This window comes from Kineococcus sp. TRM81007, assembly GCF_022669155.1.
Taxonomy (GTDB): Bacteria; Actinomycetota; Actinomycetes; order Actinomycetales; family Kineococcaceae; genus Kineococcus.
The window spans coordinates 193952-213527 of record NZ_JALBVB010000051.1 but is presented as its reverse complement, the minus strand read 5'-3'; the positions used below and the strand labels follow the sequence as shown (position 1 = coordinate 213527).

Genomic DNA, 19576 nt, shown 5'->3' with positions numbered 1-19576 from the left:
CGCCCGCACCGGCAGGCTCCTCCCCGTACCCGACGCGAGGAGGAAGGGCCAGCTCATGATCGAAGCTGTCGGCCTGCGCAAGGTGTACGGCAAGAAGGTGGCCGTGCACGACCTGAGCTTCACCGTCCGGCCGGGCATCGTGACGGGCTTCCTGGGCCCCAACGGTTCCGGCAAGTCCACCACCATGCGGATGGTCCTGGGCCTGGACCGCCCCACCGCCGGGCACGTCCTGGTGGACGGCCGGCCGTTCGTGCGGCACCACGCCCCGCTCTCCGCGGTGGGGGCGCTGCTGGACGCCAAGGCCGTCCACACCGGCCGCTCCGCCCGCAAGCACCTGCAGGCCATGGCCGCCACGGCGGGCATCCCGCGCAAGCGCGTGGAGGAGGTCATCGACCTCGTCGGGCTGGGCGAGGTGGCCGGCAAGCGCGCCGGCGGCTTCTCCCTCGGCATGGGCCAGCGCCTGGGCATCGCCTCCGCGCTGCTGGGCGACCCGGCCACCGTCATGTTCGACGAGCCGGTCAACGGCCTGGACCCCGACGGCATCCTGTGGATCCGCAACCTCATGAAGGACCTCGCCGCCGAGGGGCGCGCGGTGTTCGTCTCCTCGCACCTGATGAGCGAGATGGCGCTGACCGCGCAGCACCTCGTCGTCATCGGCCGGGGCCGGCTCATCGCCGACGAGAGCGTGCAGTCCTTCGTCGACCGGGTGCAGCCGCGCGGCGTGGTCGTGCGCACCCCGCAGGTGGCCGAGCTGACCGAGCTGGTGCGCGCGGCCGGCGGCACGCTCCGCCCGATCGGCGACGGCTCCTTCGACGTGCGCGAGATGACCGCCGAGCGCATCGGCGACGCGGCGGCCGCCCGCGGCGTCGCCCTGCACGAGCTGACCACCGTCAAGGCCTCCCTGGAGGAGGCGTTCATGGAGCTGACCGCCGGCGCCGTCGAGTACCAGGCGCGCTCCGGCGGCCCGTCCGGGCCCGGCGCCGCCCCGTCCGTCCCACCCGCCCAGGCGGCCGTCGCCGACGCCCGCCCCGTCCGTCAGGAGGTGTCCCGGTGAGCGCCGACGCGAAGGTCGCCGGTTTCCCGCAGTACGCCGGCACCCGGTACCGGGTGACCTTCGGCGGGCTGGTGAGGTCCGAGTGGATCAAGTTCTGGAGCGTGCGCTCCGTCGTGGTGACCATGGTGGCGTCCGTGGTCGCGATCGTCGGCCTGGGGGTGCTGATCGCCTGGGGCACCGCCACCACCCTGGCGGACCCGGAGACCGGTGCGGTGATGACGGCGCAGGGGTTCGACGCCACCGCCGCCAGCCTGCAGGGCGCCCAGATGGCCACCCTCATCGTCGCCGCCGTCGGCGTCATCGTCATCGCCGGCGAGTTCTCCACCGGCATGGTCCGCACCAGCTTCGCGGCCGCTCCCGGCCGGCTGGGCGTCTACGCCGCCAAGGCGCTCGTCCTGGCGGTGTCCGTGGCGGTGCTGTCCGCCGTCGCCGTGCTCCTCGCCTTCCTGGGCGGCCAGGCGCTCCTGGACCGCGAGGGCGTGGGCGCCTCGCTGGGCGACGACGGGGTGGTGCGCGCGCTGGCCGGGAACGTCGCCATGCTCGTGGGCGTGGCGCTCGCGGGTCTGGGCGTCGGCGCGCTGCTGCGCAACACCGCCGGCGCCATCTCCACCGTGCTCGCCGCGATCTTCGTGGTGCCGCTGCTGCTCATGCTGGTGCCGGAGTCCTGGGGCGGCGACACGATCCGCGAGTACTGGTTCAGCAACGCCGTGATGAGCGCCACGGCGGTCGCCGAGCAGCCCGACTACCTCGGCGTCGTCCCGGGCCTGGCCGTCTTCGCGGCCTGGGTCGCGGTCCTGCTGGGCCTGGGAGCGCTGTCCCTGAAGAGCCGGGACGTCTGAGCCCTCCGGCGCCCGGGGGGACGCCGGAGACCGCCGCAGGGGGCCGTGCCACGGGCGCGGCCCCCTGCGGCGCGCCCGGGGCGGCCTGGTTGGATCGGGTGAGACGACCCCCCCACGGAGAGGTGGACCATCGGTGGCCGAGCGCGCCTGCTTCCTCATGCACCTGCGTCCCGAGCTGGTGGACGAGTACCTCAGCGCCCACGAGCACGTCTGGCCCGAGATGCTCGAGGCCCTCAGCCGCGCCGGCTGGCGCGACTACTCGCTGTTCGTGCGCCGCGAGGACGGCCTCGTCGTCGGCTACTGCGTGGCCGACGACTTCGACGCCGCGGTGGCCGCGATGGACCGCGAGGAGGTCAACGAGCGCTGGCAGGCCACGATGGCGCGCTTCTTCGCCACCGGGGAGCACCCGGACCGCTCCATGGAGCGCCTGGAGGAGTACTTCCACCTCGCCTGAGCGGCGGGCGCCCGCCCCGGCGCCGCGCGGGCGGCACCGGGGCGGGGGCGCTCAGCCGCTGCGGGCGTCCCGCTCGCGCTGGGCGACCGCGTCGGGCAGCGCCAGCATCCGCGGCGGGGGGGCCAGCACCCGCACCCCGGGCTTCACGTTCGTCATGACCGTCGCGTTGGGGCCGATGACGGCGTCGTCGCCCACCTTGACGCCGCCGACGACCACGGCGCCGGCGCCGACCGACACGCCCCTGCCCAGCACGGGCGCCTGCTTCGCGAAGCGCTCCCCGTCGCCCATGCCGGCCCCGATGGACACGCCCTGGCGGATGACGCAGTCGTCGCCGATGCGGCTGTTGGGGTGCACCACGATGCCGTTCTGGTGCGCGATGCGCACCCGGCGCCCCAGGACCGTCGTCGGCGGCAGCTCGATGCCGTAGACGTTGCGGACCACCACGTGGCCCAGGGTGCCCAGCTTGCGCCCCAGCGTCCCGCGCGCCCAGGCCGGTGCTGCGTCGCTGCGGGCCCACGCCCCGAGCCGGTGCACCACCACGGCGTGGGTGCCGGGCGTCAGCAGACCCCCGTTGACGGCGACGTCCTCCTTCAGCTGCGCCAGGATCCCGATCGGTGCGCCTCCGCCGGCGGGCTCCGCCCGATCGGCGTCCCCGCCCGCGGCCGCGTCGCCGGGTCCCGTCCCGACCGTCCCGCTGACCTCGTCCGTGTCCACGTCCATCCCCCTCGTCGTGCCGGCATCCCCCTCGGTCGTGCCGGCGGTCCATCCCTGACGCTACGGGAGGATGTCAGGCGGGGCCGGGACTTCCCGCCCGCGACCCGCCAGCGCCACCCGCCCGGGTGCTGCGCCCGTCCGCTCCCGGCGAACGACGTGGCGGAACACCCCCCGGTAGGAGCAGGTTGGACAGGGAGACAGGGCCACGACCCCCTCGCGGACGCCCGCCGACGCGGACGGCGTGAAGGTGTCGGGGCCCGGGACTAGCATCGGAACGGTCCGCGGGGGGTGGTCCCTCGAGGACCCGACCACCCGCGAGGAGCGCCGCATGTTCGAGAGGTTCACCGACCGCGCCCGACGGGTCGTCGTCCTGGCCCAAGAAGAGGCCCGGATGCTCAACCACAACTACATCGGGACCGAGCACATCCTGCTCGGCCTGATCCACGAGGGCGAAGGCGTCGCCGCCAAGGCCCTCGAGTCGCTGGGCATCTCCCTGGACGCCGTCCGCGAGCAGGTCCAGGAGATCATCGGCCAGGGCCAGCAGGCCCCGTCCGGCCACATCCCCTTCACCCCCCGCGCCAAGAAGGTGCTCGAGCTGTCCCTGCGCGAGGCGCTGCAGCTCGGTCACAACTACATCGGCACCGAGCACATCCTGCTCGGCCTGATCCGCGAGGGTGAGGGCGTCGCCGCCCAGGTCCTCGTCAAGCTCGGCGCCGACCTCAACCGCGTCCGCCAGCAGGTCATCCAGCTGCTGTCCGGCTACCAGGGCAAGGAGCCCGCCACGGCCGGCGGCCCGCAGGAGGGCACCCCCTCCGGCTCGCTCGTCCTCGACCAGTTCGGCCGCAACCTCACGCAGGCCGCCCGCGAGGGCAAGCTGGACCCGGTCATCGGCCGCGACCCGCAGATCGAGCGCGTCATGCAGGTCCTCTCGCGCCGCACCAAGAACAACCCGATCCTCATCGGCGAGCCCGGCGTCGGCAAGACCGCCGTCGTCGAGGGCCTGGCCCAGTCCGTCGTGCGCGGCGAGGTGCCCGAGACCCTCAAGGACAAGCAGATCTACACGCTCGACCTCGGCGCGCTGGTGGCGGGCTCCCGCTACCGCGGCGACTTCGAGGAGCGCCTGCGCAAGGTCCTCAAGGAGATCCGCACCCGCGGCGACATCATCCTGTTCATCGACGAGATCCACACCCTCGTGGGTGCGGGTGCCGCTGAGGGCGCCATCGACGCCGCCAGCATCCTCAAGCCCATGCTGGCCCGCGGCGAGCTGCAGACCATCGGCGCCACCACGCTCGACGAGTACCGCAAGCACATCGAGAAGGACCCGGCCCTGGAGCGGCGCTTCCAGCCCATCCAGGTGCCCGAGCCCAACCTCGCCCACGCCATCGAGATCCTCAAGGGCCTGCGCGACCGGTACGAGGCGCACCACCGCGTCTCCATCACCGACGCCGCGCTGGTGGCGGCCGCCACGCTGGCCGACCGCTACGTCAACGACCGCTACCTGCCCGACAAGGCGATCGACCTCATCGACGAGGCGGGCGCACGCCTGCGCATCCGCCGCATGACCGCACCGCCGGACCTGCGCGAGTTCGACGAGCGCATCGCCGACGTGCGCCGCGAGAAGGAGTCCGCGATCGACGCGCAGGACTTCGAGAAGGCGGCCTCGCTGCGCGACAAGGAGAAGAAGCTCCTGGCGCAGAAGGGCGAGCGCGAGAAGCAGTGGAAGTCCGGCGACATGGACGTCATCGCCGAGGTGGACGAGGAGCTGATCGCGGAGGTCCTGGCCACCGCCACGGGCATCCCAGTCGTCCGGCTCACCGAGGAGGAGTCCTCGCGCCTGCTCAACATGGAGGCCGAGCTCCACAAGCGCATCATCGGCCAGAACGACGCCATCAAGGCGCTGTCCCAGGCCATCCGGCGCACGCGCGCCGGCCTGAAGGACCCCAAGCGCCCCGGCGGGTCGTTCATCTTCGCCGGCCCCACCGGTGTCGGCAAGACCGAGCTGGCCAAGGCGCTCGCGGAGTTCCTCTTCGGCGAGGAGGACGCGCTCATCCAGCTCGACATGAGCGAGTTCTCGGAGAAGCACACCGTCTCGCGGCTGTTCGGCTCCCCGCCCGGCTACGTCGGGTACGAGGAGGGCGGCCAGCTCACCGAGAAGGTGCGTCGCAAGCCCTTCTCCGTCGTCCTCTTCGACGAGGTGGAGAAGGCGCACCCCGACATCTTCAACTCGCTGCTGCAGATCCTCGAGGACGGCCGCCTGACCGACTCGCAGGGCCGCGTGGTGGACTTCAAGAACACCGTGATCATCATGACGACGAACCTGGGCACCCGGGACATCTCCAAGGGCGTGGGCACCGGCTTCGCCGCCGGCAGCCAGACGACGCAGACCAACTACGAGCGGATGAAGTCCAAGGTCAGCGACGAGCTCAAGCAGCACTTCCGGCCCGAGTTCCTCAACCGCGTCGACGACATGGTCGTCTTCCCGCAGCTCACCCAGGAGGAGATCGTCCAGATCGTCGACCTGTTCGTGAAGCGGGTCGACGAGCGCCTCAAGGACAAGGACATGGGCATCGAGCTCACGCCGTCCGCGAAGGTGCTGCTGGCGACCAAGGGCTACGACCCCGTCCTGGGTGCGCGGCCGCTGCGCCGCACGATCCAGCGCGACATCGAGGACGTCCTCTCCGAGAAGATCCTCTTCGGCGAGCTGCGCCCCGGCCAGATCATCTCGGTCGACACCGAGGGCGAGGGCTCGGAGCAGAAGTTCACCTTCGAGGGCACCACCAAGGAGGACGTGCCGGTCCCGCTCTCGCTCGGCAAGTCCACCGACGGCCAGTGACGGCCTGAAGCACCACCACGACGGCCCGGCACCCCGCAGGGGGTGCCGGGCCGTCGTGCGTCCGCCGGGCCGCGCCGCACGCTCTCTGCGAAGATCGTCGCCGTGACGTCTCAGGTGCGGGTCCGCCCGGCGCGGACGAGCGACGTGCCGGCCGTCCGCGCCCTCGTCGAGGACTACGCGCGCGATCGCATCCTGCTGGCCAAGGAGCTCATCACCCTCTACGAGGCCGTGCAGGAGTTCGTGGTCGCCGAGGTCGACGACCCGGCCGCCCCGCGGGGCGTGCGGATCGTGGGGTGCGGGGCCGTGCACGTGCTCTGGGAGGACCTCGCCGAGGTGCGCACCCTGGCCGTGGACCGCTCCGTGCGCGGGCGCGGGGTGGGGCACCTCATCCTGGAGGCGCTGCTGGCGCGCGCCGGCGACCTCGGCGTCACCCGGCTGTTCTGCCTCACCTTCGAGACGAGCTTCTTCGCCGCCCACGGCTTCGAGGAGATCGACGGCACGCCCGTCGCGCCGGACGTCTACACGGAGATGCTCCGCTCCCACGACGAGGGCGTCGCGGAGTTCCTGGACCTGGCGCGCGTCAAGCCCAACACGCTCGGCAACACCCGGATGCTGCGGGTCGCGACCCGTGGCCGGACCGAGGAGGTAGCACCTTGAACCCCACCGATCCCCGCATCGATCCCGCCACCGTCTCGCTCGTCGTCATGGGCGTCTCCGGCAGCGGCAAGACCACCGTGGCCCGCGGCGTCGCGGACGAGCGCGGCTGGGAGTTCGCCGAGGGCGACGACTTCCACCCGCGGGCCAACGTCGAGAAGATGGGTGCCGGCACCCCGCTGGACGACGAGGACCGCTGGCCGTGGCTGCGTGCCATCGCCGCCTGGATCGGTGAGCGGGAGGCCGCCGGGCGGTCCGTCGTCGTCACCTGCTCGGCGCTGAAGCGCTCCTACCGCGAGCTGCTGGCCGACGGGCACCCCTCGGTGCGCTTCTGCCAGCTCGTGGTGCCCGAGGACGTGCTGACCGAGCGCCTGGCGAACCGGCAGGGCCACTACATGCCGGCCTCCCTGCTGCGCAGCCAGCTCGACACCCTGCAGGACCTCCAGCCCGACGAGCCGGGTTTCCAGGCCTGCGTCGAGGGTGGCCCGGACGCCGTCCTCGCCGACGTCCTCAGCCACCTCTGACCCCCCGCCCCCTGGTCCCGCTCTCCCCGCTCCGCCCCGATGCCCCACCGTGATCATGTGCGGTTGAGGGCTCAACCGTGCATGATCACCACGGGGAGGGGGTGGGGGAGGGGTCAGGAGCGGGGGAGGGCGAAGGTGCCGTCCGGGAGGGGCTCCACGAGGCCGTCGGCGACCAGCCCGTCCAGGCAGCGCGCGCGCTGCACCGCGTCACCCGGCCAGGCGGCGTCCAGGTCGGCCGCCTCGACCGGGCCGTCGGTGGCGCGCAGCACCGCCAGCAGCCGGCCGCGCACCTGCCGGTCCGTGCCGGCCCACCGCTGCGCGCGCCGGGCCGGGCCGGTGTGCGCGGGGCGCCCCGCCACCACCCACGCGCAGCGGTCCAGCAGCGGGCAGGCCGGGCAGCGCGGGGCGCGCGCGGTGCACACCAGGGCCCCCAGCTCCATGACGCCCACCGACCAGCGCGCGGCCGTCTCCGGGTCCTCCGGCAGCAGGGCCACCGCCAGTCGCGTCTCGGCCGCCGTGAGGGCGGGGGCGGGTTCGGCGGCACCGGTCACCGCGCGGGCCTGCACCCGGCGCACGTTGGTGTCGACCACGGCGTGCCGCCGGCGGAACGCGAACGCGGCGACCGCGGCGGCGGTGTAGGCGCCGATGCCGGGCAGGGCCAGCAGCACGTCGTGGTCCTCGGGCACCTCGCCGCCGTGCTCGGCGGTGATGGCGGTGGCGGCCGCGTGCAGCCGCAGGGCGCGCCGCGGGTAGCCGAGCCGGTCCCAGGCGCGCACCGCCTCGCCGGGCGGTTCGGCGGCCAGCGCCGCGGGGGTGGGCCAGCGCTCCAGCCACTCCTGCCAGCGCGGCAGCACCCGCGCCACCGGCGTCTGCTGCAGCATCACCTCGCTGACGAGCACCCCCCACGGCGAGCAGCCCGCCTCCCGCCAGGGCAGGTCGCGCGCGCAGACCGCGTACCAGTCGAGGACGGTGCGGTGCAGGTCGCCGAGGTCGCCGGGGCCGAGCGGTGCGGGGCTGGGGAGCGGGGTCGTGCGGGGCACCGCCGGATCCTCCGCGGTGATCGGGGAAGTCGCAACTCCCTCGATCGCCGTGGGGCGGGGGTGGCGGGGGGAGGGGCGGAGGGTGCCCAGGTGGCGGCGGAGGGTGATGGGTGCGGGTGGTGGGGCGTCACGTGCCGGGGTGGAGCGGCGCGCCTGCGCCCGAGCCCACCCCGCGGCGCCTACCTTCACTGCGGTGAGCAGCGTGCTGCACCCCGTGGGGCCCGAGCGCCGGTCGATCTACTGGCGCCGTCGCCTGCTGGCCCTCGTCCTCCTCCTGCTCCTCGTGGTGGCCGCGGTCCTGGGGTTGCGGGCCCTGCTGCCCGAGGACGCCTCGGAGCAGGCCGTCGCCCGGCTCGACCCCTCCGGCGTCTCGCCCACCCTCGGTGCCGTCGCCCCCTCCCCGAGCGCGAGCGGCGAGCCGTCCGCGAGTCCCTCCGCGAGCCCGTCCACCACCACGCCGGCGGAGCCGGAGCCCTGCGAGAGCGGGGACCTGGAGCTGGCGCTCACCTCCAGGGCCACCACCTACGGCCCCGACGCCGCGCCCCGGTTCGTGCTGACGGTGCGCAACGTCTCCGGGACGACGTGCACGGCGGAGATCGGCAGCGGGCTGCGCACCTTCACCGTCCGGGACGCCTCGGGCGCGCAGGTGTGGTCCAGCGCCGACTGCCAGTCCACGGGCTCCAGCCAGGTCTACGAGCTGGACCCGGAGGGCACCCGGTCCATGAGCACCACCTGGTCGCGCCAGCGCTCCGCCCCCGGCTGCCCGGCGGACCAGCCGGCGGCCGAGGCCGGCGCCTACACCGTGGAGGGGACCTGGGGCGAGGTCGCCGCCGAGCCGCTGCCGATCAGCCTCACCGGCTGAAGCCCCGCGGCCCGGTGGGGCGGGCGGACCTCAGACGTGCGGACCTCAGACGTAGCGCTCCAGGATGCTGGACTCCGCCAGCCGCGAGAGCCCCTCGCGCACCGCGCGGGCCCGCTGCTCGCCCACGCCGTCGACCGTCATGAGGTCGTCGATGCCGGCCGCCAGCAGCTTCTGCAGGTCGCCGAACTGGTCCACCAGGCGTTCCACGATCGCGCCGGGCAGCCGCGGGACGCGGTTGAGGAGCCGGAAGCCGCGCGGGCTGACCGCGGAGTCGAGGGAGTCCCCGCCCACGGAGAAGCCCAGCACGCGGGCCACCTGGCTGAGGTCCACCAGCTCGGTGGAGTGCAGCTGCGCCAGCGCGTCCAGCACGTCCTCCAGCGGGCCCTCGTGGCGGCCGGACTCGAGGTAGTCGCGCACCACCAGCTCGCGGTCCGGGCCGACGCCGCCGATGAGCTCGTCCAGCTGCAGGGACAGCAGCCGCCCGTCGACGCCGAGCTCCACGACGTAGCCGGCGATCTCGTCGGCGATGCGGCGCACCATCTCGATGCGCTGCACGACCGAGCACACGTCCCGGACGGTGACGAGGTCCTCGATCTCCAGCGCGGAGAGGGTGCCGGTGACCTCGTCCAGGCGGGCGCGGTAGCGCTCCAGGGTCTGCAGGGCCTGGTTCGCCCGGCCCAGGATGGCGTCGGACCCCTCCAGCACGTACCGGCGCGACCCCACGTACACCGCGACGATCCGCATGGACTGCGAGACGGAGATGACCGGGTAACCCGTCTGCTTCGCCACGCGCTCGGCGGTGCGGTGGCGGGTGCCGGACTCGCTGGTCTCGATGGAGGAGTCCGGCACGAGCTGCACCGCGGCGCGCAGGATGCGCGTGACGTCGCGGTCGCAGACGATCGCCCCGTCCATCTTCGCCAGTTCGCGCAGCCGCGTGGCGGAGAACTCCACGTCGAGGGCGAAGCCGCCGGTGCTCAGCGCGTCGACGACCCGGTCGAACCCCAGCACGATGAGGGCACCGGTGCGTCCGCGCAGGATGCGTTCCAGGCCGTCGCGCAGTTCCGTCCCCGGGGCGACGGCGGCCAGTGTCGCGCGCAGGATCTCCTCTGGAGTGCGTTCCGCGGTCGCCACCGGCCCTCCTCCGAACGTTTCGCGCCGGAGTCTAGCGGCGTCCGCCCGACGCGCCCGGTGCGCCCGTGCACGCGGCGCCCGCGGGCCGTCCTCAGCCGGCCCGGCCGCCGCGCCGGCGCGGCTCCTCGGGCTCGCCCAGGCGGGCGTGGGCGACCGCGTCGGCCAGGCTGGCGGCCTCCAGCACGGTCATCCCCGCCGGTGCCTTGCCGTCGGGCACCGAGCCGGTGGGGACCACGGCCGCGGTGAACCCCAGCCGCGCCGCCTCGGCCAGCCGGCGCGGCACGCCCGTGACCGGCCGGACCTCCCCGGCCAGCCCCACCTCGCCGAAGGCCACGAGGCCGTCCGGCAGCGGCTGGTCCACCGCGGCGCTGGTCACCGCCAGCGCCGCCGCCAGGTCCACCGACGGCTCGGTGAGCTTCACGCCGCCGACGGTGGCGACGTAGGTGTCGCGGTTGCCCAGCGCCACGCCCAGGCGCCGCTGCAGCACCGCGAGCACCATGGCGACCCGGCTGGACTCCAGGCCCCCGGTGACGCGGCGCGCGTTGCCGGCGGAGGTGTCGGTGGCCACCAGCGCCTGCAGCTCGGCCAGCAGCGGCCGGCGCCCCTCGAGGGTGACGGTGATGCAGGTGCCCGGCACCGGCTGCGGCGTGCGGGAGACGAACAGCCCGCTGGGGTCGGGCAGGCCCACGATCCCGTCCTCGCCCAGGTCGAAGCAGCCGACCTCGTCGGTGGGGCCGTAGCGGTTCTTCACCGCGCGCAGCAGCCGCAGCCGCGAGTGCCGCTCGCCCTCGAACTGGCACACCACGTCCACGAGGTGCTCCAGGGTGCGCGGGCCGGCGATCGAGCCGTCCTTCGTCACGTGCCCCACCAGCAGCGTCGCCAGGCCGCGGCGCTTGGCGACGGCGATGAGCGCGCCGGCGACCTCGCGCACCTGCGAGACACCGCCGGCGGCGCCCTCCACCTGCCCCGAGGCGACGGTCTGCACGGAGTCCACCACCAGCAGGTCCGGGCCGGCCTGCTCCACGTGCCCCAGGACCGTGGCCAGGTCCGTCTCGGAGGCCAGCAGCAGCCGCGGGTGCAGCGCGCCGATGCGCTCGGCGCGCAAGCGCACCTGCGCGGCGGACTCCTCGGCCGTCACGTACAGCACCGTGCGCCCGCGGGCTGCCACCCGCGCCGCCGCGTCCAGCAGGAGGGTCGACTTGCCCACGCCGGGCTCGCCCGCCATGAGCACCACCGCACCGGGCACCAGACCGCCGCCGAGGACGCGGTCCAGCTCGTCCACGCCCGTGGGCGCCGCCCGGGCGGCCTCCACGTCCACCTCGGCGATGGGGCGCGCCGGCTCGCGCACCTGCGCGGGCACCGTGGTGCGCACCACCGGGGCGCCGGTCTCCTCCACCGACCCCCACGCCTGGCACTCCCCGCAGCGGCCCACCCACTTCGCGGTGGTCCAGCCGCACTCGGCGCAGCGGTAGGACGGCTTGGCGGGACGGGCGGGGCTCCTGGTCGGCACGGTCAGCACCGTAGGCGCCGCCTCCGACACCGGGCCCGCGGCGCCCCGGCCGCCCGCACGGTCCCGGACGCCAGAGGACCGCCGGCCCCGCGGGGGGCGGCGGTCCTCTCGAGCGCGCGGTGGGCGGTGCGGGTCAGCTGCCCGCGGGGCCCTCGCCGTAGAGCAGCTTGGTCGTCGCCATGAGCACGCCGAGCACCACGAGCACGAAGCTCGGCACGAAGGCGAGGATGGCCGCGCCGATGCTGCCGCTCTTGCGGTACAGCAGGTAGGCGGAGAAGACCATGATCAGCGCGCCGAGCGCGGTGACGCCCATGGCGATCGCGACCTGGGTGCCCGAGGCGCTCTGGTAGGGGTCGAAGCCCAGCAGGAGCGCCGGGACCAGCGCGCCCACCGCCAGGCCGACCACCCAGACCCCCAGCGCGACCACGGTGCCGGTGCTGGGCCTGGACCAGCGGACGGGGGCGAGGGCCCGCTGCTCCTCGTGGCGCACCGGCGGGGCGGAGTGCGTGCTCATGCCCCCATCATCCACGCCCGGGCCCCGGCGTGGCGAGCCAGGTGGCGCGTCGCGGCCGTGTCGCGACCGCGCCGGACCGGCGCGGCACCGGCGCGGCGCCGGCGCGGCACCGGCGGGGTGCCGGGCGTGTCCGCGGCGGGTGCGCCGGTCGGGTGACGGGTGCTCCACCGAACCACCGCGCGGGCCGATGCGGTGGACGTGGTGGTGAGCGGTGGACGCGCGCGGGTCGGGACCGGCGGGACCGGCGGGACCGGGCGCGCACCGCGCACCCTCCCGGCCGCGCCCCGTCCGGCGGGGCTGCGCCGGTTCCCCGCCGAGCGGGAGCGCGCCTTCCAGACCGAGCGCAACGCCGCCCGCTCCCGCGCCTTCGTCGTCACCGCCCTGATCGGGCTGACGCTGTTCGACCTGTACGTGCTCGTCGACGTCCTCACCTTCCCGCAGGTGGCGGTGGTCTCCGCCGTGGCGCGCTGGGCGGTCGTGACCCCGCTGGCGCTGCTGGGGCTCTGGTGGCGCCGCCGCCGGCTGGCCCGCTGCCCCGCCTCCCGCGTGGACGGCCCGCTGGTCGCGGGCAGCCTCGTGCTGCAGGTCGGCGCGCTGGCCGTCGTCTCCCGCTCGGCGCCCGCGGAGGTCGCCGACTCCTACTTCCTCGGCGCGCAGCTCCTCGTGCTCTTCAGCGTGGTGCTGCTGCGCAGCGACGTGCGCCACTCGGCGCTCGTGGCGCTCACCACGCTGGTCGCCTTCGCGGCGGCCTCGGCGGCCCCACCGGGCACCGACCCCGCCCTGACCCTCGCCACCCTGCTGACCGTCGTCGTCAGCGGCGGGTTCGGCGTGTCGATGGCCGCGGGCCTGGAGGCCGGTGAGCGCTCCGCGTTCCTGGCCCGCGCCCGCGAGGCGGAGCTGGTGGCCGAGCAGGCGCGGCTCATCGAGGCCCTGGCCACCGCCAACGCCGGGCTGGCCGAGGCCGCCCGCCGCGACGGGCTGACGGGCGTGCTCAACCGCCGGGGCCTGGACGAGCACCTGCGCGGCCTGCGCGACGGCGGTGCGTGCGCCGTGATGCTGGACGTGGACCGCTTCAAGGCCTACAACGACGCCCTCGGCCACGAGCGCGGCGACGAGTGCCTGCGCCGGGTGGCCGCGGCGCTGCAGGCGCAGCTGCGCCCCGGCGACGTCCTGGCCCGCTTCGGCGGCGAGGAGTTCACGGTGCTGCTGGCGGAGGCGACCGACGCCGACGGCGCCCTCGGGCTCGCCGGGCGGCTGCGCGAGGCCGTGGAGGCGCTGGCCCTGCCGCACCCGGCGCCGCACCCGGCCCGGCCCGAGGGCTGCCCCGGTGTGGTGACGATCAGCGCCGGGGTGGCCTGCGGCGGCCCCGTGGCGACGCTGCTGGGCCGCGCCGACGAGGCGCTGTACGCCGCGAAGGCGGCCGGCCGCAACGCGGTCCGCCGCGCCCCCGCCGCCTGAGCCGCGCGCCGCCCGGGAACGGCGGGCCGTTCAGAACCGGCGCCAGCGCAGCACCACGGCGTAGTCGACGACCGTGCCGGCGTGCCCGGCGAGGAAGCGCTCGGCGTGCGCGGGCGCGAACTCGATGCGCACCACCGCCTCCAGGTCCTCGCGCCGCTCGAACTCCCACGCCACGTCCAGCCGCTCGACGGCCCAGCCGCGGCGCGCGAAGAAGCGGTCCACCGCGGCCTGGTCGTAGCCGGGCAGCGCGGCGGAGAACCAGCTCCCGAACGTGGACCGGGTCGCGTCGTTGTCCACGACGAACGCCGCCCCGCCCGGGCGCACCACCCGCTCCAGCTCGGCCAGGCCGGGTTCGCAGCCGGGGCCGAAGAAGTACGCCCAGCGCGCGTGCGCCACGTCGACGCTCGCGGCCGCCAGCGGCAGCGCCCCCGCCGCGCCGTGCAGCACCCGCACCCCCGCCAGGCCCCGCACCCGCTCCAGGGCGCGGCGCAGCAGCGGCGGGTGCGGCTCGACGCCGGTGACGCTGCGCGCGCTCGCGGCGAAGCGCGGCAGGTGGAACCCGGTGCCGCAGCCGACGTCGAGCACGTCGGCACCGGCCCAGTCCCGCACCGAGCGCATCGCCGCCTCGAGGACCCCGCCGCGGTCGACGGCGAGGTTCTCCAGCTCGTAGACGTCGGGGGAGTCCCACACGTTCGGGCTGGGCACCACCCCGGGCAGGTCCGCCGGGCTCACCGGGGCGCGCGCGAGCGGTCCGCGGGGTGCACCGTCAGGGGCAGCAGCCGGCGGTGCGCACCCCCGCGGGTGCGCCGCAGCAGCGCCTCGCAGTGCCGGGCCAGCTCCTCGTAGGCGCCGTCGCCGACCAGCTCGCGCAGCTCCGCCTCCGCGCTGCGGAACAGCGGGCGGGTGCCCACGTGGGCGGCCGGGTTGGAGGTGCAGTACCAGTCCAGGTCGTGCCCGCCCTCGCCCCAGCCGCGGCGGTCGTACTCGGCGATCGTCACCTCCAGGTACTCGCTGCCGTCGCCGCGCGCGACGGTGCGGTAGGAGCGCTTCAGCGGCAGCTGCCAGCACACGTCCGGCTTCAGCGTCAGCGGTTCCACGCCCTCGGTCAGGGCCAGCAGGTGCAGCGCGCACCCGGCGCCGGCGGCGAACCCGGAGCGGTTGGCGAACACGCACCCGCCGTCGACGACGCGGGTCTTCACGTCCCCGTCCTCCGGCTCCGTCCACCCGTTCGCGCGGCCCTCGTCGTGGTACTGCCACGTCGCGGGCGTCAGGCGCGCCACGGCCGCGGCGACCCGCTGCTCGTCGGCGGGCTCGGTGAAGTGCGCGCCCAGCGCGCAGCAGCCCACGTCGGGGGCGTCGGCGTGGATGCCGGGGCAGCCGGCGCCGAAGATGCACGTGTAGTCGGAGGTCAGCCACGTCAGGTCGCAGCGGTACACGGTGCCCGGTGCGGCGTCCGGGTCCTCGGCGACGTCGGCCGGCTCGGGGAACTCGATCCACAGCCGGGGGCCGTCCAGGGGGACCTCGGCCGCCGGTTCGGGCAGGGGGGCGACGGGCACCGCACGAGGGTACGCGCGTCGCGGTGCCCGGCCCGCGGAGCGCGTGCGGGGGCGCGCCCGGCGGTCCCCTAGGGTTCGGCCCATGCGCTTGGGCGTCCTCGACGTGGGTTCCAACACCGTCCACCTCCTCGTGGTGGACGCCCACCCCGGCGCGCACCCGCTGGCGGCGGACTCCACCCGCCGGATGCTGCGCCTGGCCGAGCACCTGGACGGCTCGGGCGCGGTGAACGCCAAGGGGGTCGCCGGGCTGACCGCCGCCGTGGAGGAGGCCGCCCGCGCCGCCGAGGACGCCGGCGTGGAGGAGCTGCTGGCGTTCGCGACCTCCGCCGTGCGCGACGCCACCAACGGCGAGGAGGTCCTCGCCCACGTCGCCGAGCGCACCGGGGTGCGCCTGGAGGTGCTGCCCGGCACCGCCGAGGCGGACCTGACGTTCCTGGCGGTGCGCCGCTGGTACGGCTGGTCGGCCGGGCGCCTGCTGGTGCTGGACATCGGCGGCGGGTCCCTGGAGGTCGCCGCGGGCCTGGACGAGGCGCCGGACGTGTCGTTCTCGCTGCCCCTGGGCGCCGGCCGGCTGACCCGTGACCGGCTGCCGGGCGACCCGCCCTCGAAGGAGGCGGTGCGCGAGGTGCGCCGCTACGTGCGCCAGCAGATCGCCGCCCGGGTGCGCGACGTCACCCGCGCCGGCGCCCCCGACGCCGTGGTCGTCACCAGCAAGACCTTCCGCAGCCTGGCGCGGCTGTGCGGCGCGGCGCCCAGCGCCGAGGGGCCGCGGGTGCGGCGGGTGCTGCGCCGGGAGGACCTGAGCGCGAGGGTCCCGGAACTGGCCCGCATGACGTGCGCGCAGCGCGCCCAGCTGCCGGGCGTGGCCGTGGAGCGCGCCCACCAGGTGCTGGCCGGGGCCCTCGTCGGCGAGGCCGTCTTCGAGCTGCTCGGCGTGGAGGAGGCCCTGGTGGGCCCGTGGGCGCTGCGCGAGGGGATCATCCTGCGGCGCCTGGACGCCATCGGTGCCGGGCGGGGCGCGGCGGTACCGGGAGCGCGCGCCGACGTGGTCGCGCTCTAGGTTGGACCGCATGGACCTCCAGCACGGCGGGCCGCTCCCGGTGGGCCTGTCGACCTCCTGCTCGTACCCCGAGTCGACCACCGCGGCGTTCGAGATCGCCGCCCGGCTCGGCTACGACGGCGTCGAGGTCATGGTGTGGACGGACCCCGTCAGCCAGGACGCCGCGGCCCTGCAGCGCCTGGTGGACCACTTCGGCGTTCCGGTGGTCTCGGTGCACGCGCCCACGCTGCTGCTGACGCAGCGCATCTGGGGCCGCGGCGACCCGTGGGGCAAGGTCGAGAAGTCCTGCGAGCTGGCGGCGACGCTCGGTGCCCCCACGGTGGTGGTGCACCCGCCGTTCCGCTGGCAGCGCGAGTACGCCGCCGGCTTCGTCGAGGGCGTCGAGGCGCTGGAGGCGCGCACGGGCGTCACCCTGGCGGTGGAGAACATGTTCCCCTGGCGCGCGCGCGGCCGGGAGGTCGTCGCCTACGCCCCCGGCTGGGACCCCACCCACGTCGGCTACCGGAACCTGACCCTGGACCTCTCGCACGCGGCCACGTCGGGCCTGGACTCCCTGGAGCTGGCGCGGGCGTTCGGCGACCGCCTGGCCCACGTGCACCTGTGCGACGGCTCCGGCTCCCTGAAGGACGAGCACCTCGTGCCCGGGGACGGCGCGCAGCCGTGCGCGGAGGTGCTGCAGCACCTGGCGGCCACCGGCTTCACCGGCGGCGTGGTCGCCGAGGTGAACACCCGGCGCGCGCGCGGTCGCGCGGCGCGCGAGCGGGAGCTGGCCCGCACGCTGGAGTTCGCCCGGCGCCACCTGGCGCCGGCGCCCGTGGGGGAGGGGTCGGCGTGAGCGCGCCGGAGGCCGCCGCCGCACCGGGCCCGGGGCGCCCGCACGGCCTGCTGGTCCTCGTCGGCGCCGGCGTGATGGGGCAGGCGCTGCTGGGCGGCCTGCTGCGCGCCGGTCGCAGCCCCGCCGGCGTGCTCGTCCTGGACCGCCGCGCCGGGCGCGGCGCGGAGCTGCACGAGCGCTTCGGTGTGCGGGTGGTGGACGAGCCGGCCGCGGTGCGCGACGCGGCCACCGTGCTGCTGGCCGTCAAGCCGCAGGACCTCGACGCCCTGCTGGACTCCCTGGCCCCGCACCTGGCGCCCAGCGCGCTCGTCGTCTCGCTGGCCGCGGGGGTGACGACCGCCGCGATCGAGGCGCGGCTGCCCGCCGGCACGGCCGTGGTGCGGGTCATGCCGAACACCCCCTCGCTGGTCGACGAGGGCATGGCCGCGCTCGCCGGCGGCAGCGCCTGCACGGACGCGGACCTCGCCGAGGCGGAGGACCTGCTGCGCTCGTGCGGGCGCACGGTCGTGCTGCCGGAGAAGCACATCGACGCGGTGACGGCCCTGTCGGGTTCCGGGCCGGCGTACGTGTTCTACGTCGTGGAGGCCATGGTCGAGGCCGGCGTGCTGCTGGGCCTGCCGCGGGCGGCCGCGACCGAGCTGGTGGTGCAGACGGTCGTGGGGGCCGGGGCCATGCTGCGCGAGACCGGCCAGCACCCCACGGTGCTGCGCGAGCAGGTGACGTCCCCGGCGGGCACGACGGCCGCGGCGCTGCGCCGGCTGGACGAGGAGGGCGTGCGCGCGGCGCTGGTCTCGGCCGTGGAGGCCGCCTGGGCGCGCTCGCGGCAGCTGTCGGGGAGCTGAGCGGGTGGCTAGGGTGCCCGGCGTGCTCCCCGCCAGCTCAGCGCCGCGCACCGCGCCGGCGGTCCCGGAGGTGACCGCGGTCCCCGACGTCGTGCAGGTCGTGTGGGACCCCGTCTTCAACCGCTACGACTTCGGCCGCTGGCACCCGATGGCGCCGGTCCGGCTGGACCTGACGGCCCGGCTGTGCGAGTCGCTGGGCCTGTTCTCGGCGCCGGGCCTGCGGGTGGTCTCGGCGCAGCCGGCCGGTGAGGACCTGCTGCGCACGGTGCACGAGCCGGAGTACGTGGCCGCGGTGCAGGCGGCCTCGGCGGACCCGGGCAGCGCCCAGGAGGTGTTCGGCCTGGGCACCGAGGACGACCCGGCCTTCCCGGGGATGCACGAGGCGGCGGCGCGCATCGTGGGCGGTTCGGTGGAGCTGGGGCGGGCCCTGCTGGCGGGGCGCGCCCAGCACGGGGTGAACTTCTGCGGCGGGATGCACCACGCCAAGCCGGGGTGCGCGAGCGGCTTCTGCGTCTACAACGACGCGGCGGCGTCCATCCGCGCGATGCTCGACGAGGGCGCCGAGCGCGTGGTCTACGTGGACCTGGACTGCCACCACGGTGACGGCACGGAGGCGGTGTTCTGGGACGAGCCGCGGGTGCTGACGATCAGCGTGCACGAGTCGGGCACCACCCTGTTCCCCGGGACCGGCTTCGCGGACGAGCTGGGCGGGCCGGGCGCGCTGGGCGGCGCGGTGAACCTGGCGCTGCCGGCGGGCACGCGCGACGCGGGGTGGCTGCGGGCGGTGCACTCGGTGGTGCCGCAGCTGGTGGCGTCGTTCGCGCCGGACGTGCTGGTGACGCAGCACGGCTGCGACACGCACGCCCTGGACCCGCTGGGGCACCTGGTGGTGTCGCTGGACGCGCAGCGCGCGGCGGCGGCGGCGATGCACGCGCTGGCGCACTCCGCGGCGGGCGGTCGCTGGCTGGCGCTGGGCGGGGGCGGCTACGAGGTGGTGGACGTGGTGCCGCGCACGTGGGCGCACCTGGTGGCCGAGGCGGCGCACCGGCCGCTGGACCCCGCGACGCCGCTGCCGGGGTCGTGGCGCTCGCACGTGGAGGAGACGATCGGCCGCGAGGCGCCGCGGACGATGACGGACGGGGAGAGCGGGGCGTTCCAGGCGTGGTCGTCGGGCTACGACCCGGCGGACCCGGTGGACCGGGCGATCCTGGCGACGCGGCGGGCGGCCTTCCCGCTGCACGGCCTGGACCCGGAGTTCGACTGAACGCAGCCAGGCCTCACGCACCGCTCAAGTCACTCTGGGTGACTCTTTGGACACGCATCTCTTCCACCCGTGTCGCACCTACCCCTACAGTGGGTGGCGGGACGCGCCCCCACTCCCCGTCCGGGAGGCCGGCGGGCCGCTGGCGCGAGGTGGAAGGTGCTGTGGGGATGCCTGAGGACCGTCCGCTGTCCGACGTCCGGTTCCTGACCGTGGCGGAGGTGGCGTCGATGATGCGCGTGTCGAAGATGACCGTCTACCGGCTCGTGCACAGCGGCGACCTGCCCGCGGTCCGGGTCGGCCGCTCCTTCCGGGTGCCCGAGGACGCCGTGCACGAGTACCTGCGTCAGGCCTACATCGACACCGCCTGAGGCCCTCCGGGGCCGGCGGGTGAGCGGCCGGCGGAGGCGGCGGGCGCCGTGCCCCCGCCGGGCC

General features: G+C 75.6%; 20 protein-coding genes. 13 read left to right on the top strand and 7 right to left on the bottom strand.

Annotation, left to right across the window (positions count from 1 at the left end; translation table 11 throughout):
• The first annotated feature begins 55 nt into the window (after positions 1-55).
• From MN205_RS10395 to MN205_RS10385, 3 genes are all read left to right on the top strand, one after another.
• The gene (locus MN205_RS10395) at positions 56-1054 is read left to right on the top strand and encodes an ATP-binding cassette domain-containing protein (protein WP_242126929.1); all 999 of its coding nucleotides are present in this window, start codon (positions 56-58) and stop codon (positions 1052-1054) included.
• A complete protein-coding gene (locus tag MN205_RS10390; protein ID WP_242126927.1) occupies positions 1051-1893 on the top strand; it encodes an ABC transporter permease in 843 nt (280 codons plus the stop codon). The genes MN205_RS10395 and MN205_RS10390 overlap by 4 nt, the downstream gene beginning before the upstream one ends.
• 133 nt (positions 1894-2026) lie before the next feature.
• Positions 2027-2347 (top strand): L-rhamnose mutarotase, encoded by a 321-nt coding sequence (locus MN205_RS10385; RefSeq protein ID WP_242126924.1) that lies wholly within the window; start codon positions 2027-2029, stop codon positions 2345-2347.
• A gap of 51 nt (positions 2348-2398) precedes the next feature.
• On the opposite strand, the gene MN205_RS10380 is transcribed toward MN205_RS10385, so the two are convergent.
• Entirely contained in the window at positions 2399-3067 is a 669-nt protein-coding gene (locus MN205_RS10380) for a hypothetical protein (protein WP_242126922.1), read from the bottom strand.
• A 322-nt stretch (positions 3068-3389) separates the two neighbouring features.
• Between MN205_RS10380 and MN205_RS10375 the strand changes: the two genes are divergently transcribed.
• The 3 genes from MN205_RS10375 (at position 3390) to MN205_RS10365 (ending at position 7072) form a co-directional block, all read left to right on the top strand.
• Positions 3390-5894: an ATP-dependent Clp protease ATP-binding subunit gene (locus MN205_RS10375; RefSeq protein ID WP_242126920.1), complete on the top strand. Its 2505-nt coding sequence runs from the start codon at positions 3390-3392 to the stop codon at positions 5892-5894.
• Positions 5895-5996: 102 nt separating this feature from the next.
• Positions 5997-6551 (top strand): amino-acid N-acetyltransferase, encoded by a 555-nt coding sequence (locus tag MN205_RS10370; RefSeq protein ID WP_242126918.1) that lies wholly within the window; start codon positions 5997-5999, stop codon positions 6549-6551.
• On the top strand, positions 6548-7072 hold the full coding sequence (locus MN205_RS10365; RefSeq protein WP_242126917.1) for a gluconokinase: 525 nt from the start codon (positions 6548-6550) through the stop codon (positions 7070-7072). The genes MN205_RS10370 and MN205_RS10365 overlap by 4 nt, the downstream gene beginning before the upstream one ends.
• A 113-nt stretch (positions 7073-7185) precedes the next feature.
• Here MN205_RS10365 and MN205_RS10360 read toward each other — a convergent pair whose 3' ends face one another.
• Positions 7186-8112, bottom strand: a complete 927-nt coding sequence (locus tag MN205_RS10360) for an A/G-specific adenine glycosylase (protein WP_308220263.1) — start codon at positions 8110-8112, stop codon at positions 7186-7188.
• Positions 8113-8305: 193 nt separating this feature from the next.
• Between MN205_RS10360 and MN205_RS10355 the strand changes: the two genes are divergently transcribed.
• Entirely contained in the window at positions 8306-8974 is a 669-nt protein-coding gene (locus MN205_RS10355; RefSeq protein ID WP_242126915.1) for a hypothetical protein, read from the top strand.
• Positions 8975-9019: 45 nt separating this feature from the next.
• Here MN205_RS10355 and disA read toward each other — a convergent pair whose 3' ends face one another.
• From disA to MN205_RS10340, 3 genes are all read right to left on the bottom strand, one after another.
• Positions 9020-10105, bottom strand: a complete 1086-nt coding sequence (gene disA / locus MN205_RS10350; RefSeq protein WP_242126913.1) for a DNA integrity scanning diadenylate cyclase DisA — start codon at positions 10103-10105, stop codon at positions 9020-9022.
• A 91-nt stretch (positions 10106-10196) separates the two neighbouring features.
• Positions 10197-11615, bottom strand: a complete 1419-nt coding sequence (radA, locus tag MN205_RS10345; RefSeq protein ID WP_242126911.1) for a DNA repair protein RadA — start codon at positions 11613-11615, stop codon at positions 10197-10199.
• Positions 11616-11748: 133 nt separating this feature from the next.
• Complete coding sequence (locus tag MN205_RS10340; protein ID WP_242126908.1) at positions 11749-12129, bottom strand: hypothetical protein; 381 nt, start codon at positions 12127-12129, stop codon at positions 11749-11751.
• A gap of 204 nt (positions 12130-12333) precedes the next feature.
• Here MN205_RS10340 and MN205_RS21820 point away from each other — a divergent pair, with 204 nt between their 5' ends.
• A complete protein-coding gene (locus MN205_RS21820; protein ID WP_242126906.1) occupies positions 12334-13587 on the top strand; it encodes a diguanylate cyclase in 1254 nt (417 codons plus the stop codon).
• 30 nt (positions 13588-13617) lie between these two features.
• Here MN205_RS21820 and MN205_RS10330 read toward each other — a convergent pair whose 3' ends face one another.
• Together MN205_RS10330 and MN205_RS10325 are read right to left on the bottom strand one after the other, a co-directional pair.
• Positions 13618-14319 carry a class I SAM-dependent methyltransferase gene (locus tag MN205_RS10330; protein WP_242126904.1) on the bottom strand — a complete coding sequence of 234 codons (702 nt, stop codon included), beginning with the start codon at positions 14317-14319 and terminating at the stop codon, positions 13618-13620.
• Positions 14316-15227, bottom strand: a complete 912-nt coding sequence (locus MN205_RS10325; RefSeq protein ID WP_374115906.1) for a hypothetical protein — start codon at positions 15225-15227, stop codon at positions 14316-14318. Before MN205_RS10325 ends, MN205_RS10330 begins: the two co-directional genes overlap by 4 nt.
• On the opposite strand from MN205_RS10325, the gene MN205_RS10320 reads away from it, so the two are divergent.
• The 5 genes from MN205_RS10320 to MN205_RS10300 all read left to right on the top strand — a co-directional run bounded on the left by MN205_RS10320 (position 15226) and on the right by MN205_RS10300 (position 19512).
• Positions 15226-16203 (top strand): Ppx/GppA phosphatase family protein, encoded by a 978-nt coding sequence (locus MN205_RS10320; RefSeq protein ID WP_242126901.1) that lies wholly within the window; start codon positions 15226-15228, stop codon positions 16201-16203. The genes MN205_RS10325 and MN205_RS10320 overlap by 2 nt on opposite strands.
• A gap of 10 nt (positions 16204-16213) precedes the next feature.
• Complete coding sequence (locus tag MN205_RS10315; protein ID WP_242126899.1) at positions 16214-17038, top strand: sugar phosphate isomerase/epimerase; 825 nt, start codon at positions 16214-16216, stop codon at positions 17036-17038.
• Positions 17035-17880, top strand: coding sequence for a pyrroline-5-carboxylate reductase (proC, locus tag MN205_RS10310; protein ID WP_242126898.1), 846 nt, complete (start codon positions 17035-17037; stop codon positions 17878-17880). The genes MN205_RS10315 and proC overlap by 4 nt, the downstream gene beginning before the upstream one ends.
• A 22-nt stretch (positions 17881-17902) precedes the next feature.
• Positions 17903-19144: an acetoin utilization protein AcuC gene (locus tag MN205_RS10305; RefSeq protein WP_242126896.1), complete on the top strand. Its 1242-nt coding sequence runs from the start codon at positions 17903-17905 to the stop codon at positions 19142-19144.
• A 167-nt stretch (positions 19145-19311) separates the two neighbouring features.
• Positions 19312-19512: a helix-turn-helix domain-containing protein gene (locus tag MN205_RS10300; RefSeq protein WP_242126894.1), complete on the top strand. Its 201-nt coding sequence runs from the start codon at positions 19312-19314 to the stop codon at positions 19510-19512.
• Positions 19513-19576 lie beyond the last annotated feature (64 nt).

Excerpts from the sequence above, each read along its gene's own strand:
- MN205_RS10375 (WP_242126920.1), top strand. The coding sequence starts at position 3,390 with ATGTTCGAGAGGTTCACCGACCGCGCCCGACGGGTCGTCGTCCTGGCC.
- MN205_RS10380 (WP_242126922.1), bottom strand. The coding sequence starts at position 3,067 with ATGGACGTGGACACGGACGAGGTCAGCGGGACGGTCGGGACGGGACCC.
- MN205_RS10315 (WP_242126899.1), top strand. The coding sequence starts at position 16,214 with ATGGACCTCCAGCACGGCGGGCCGCTCCCGGTGGGCCTGTCGACCTCC.
- MN205_RS10325 (WP_374115906.1), bottom strand. The coding sequence starts at position 15,227 with ATGGGCCGAACCCTAGGGGACCGCCGGGCGCGCCCCCGCACGCGCTCC.
- MN205_RS10300 (WP_242126894.1), top strand. The coding sequence starts at position 19,312 with ATGCCTGAGGACCGTCCGCTGTCCGACGTCCGGTTCCTGACCGTGGCG.
- MN205_RS10340 (WP_242126908.1), bottom strand. The coding sequence starts at position 12,129 with ATGAGCACGCACTCCGCCCCGCCGGTGCGCCACGAGGAGCAGCGGGCC.
- MN205_RS10395 (WP_242126929.1), top strand. The coding sequence starts at position 56 with ATGATCGAAGCTGTCGGCCTGCGCAAGGTGTACGGCAAGAAGGTGGCC.
- MN205_RS10320 (WP_242126901.1), top strand. The coding sequence starts at position 15,226 with ATGCGCTTGGGCGTCCTCGACGTGGGTTCCAACACCGTCCACCTCCTC.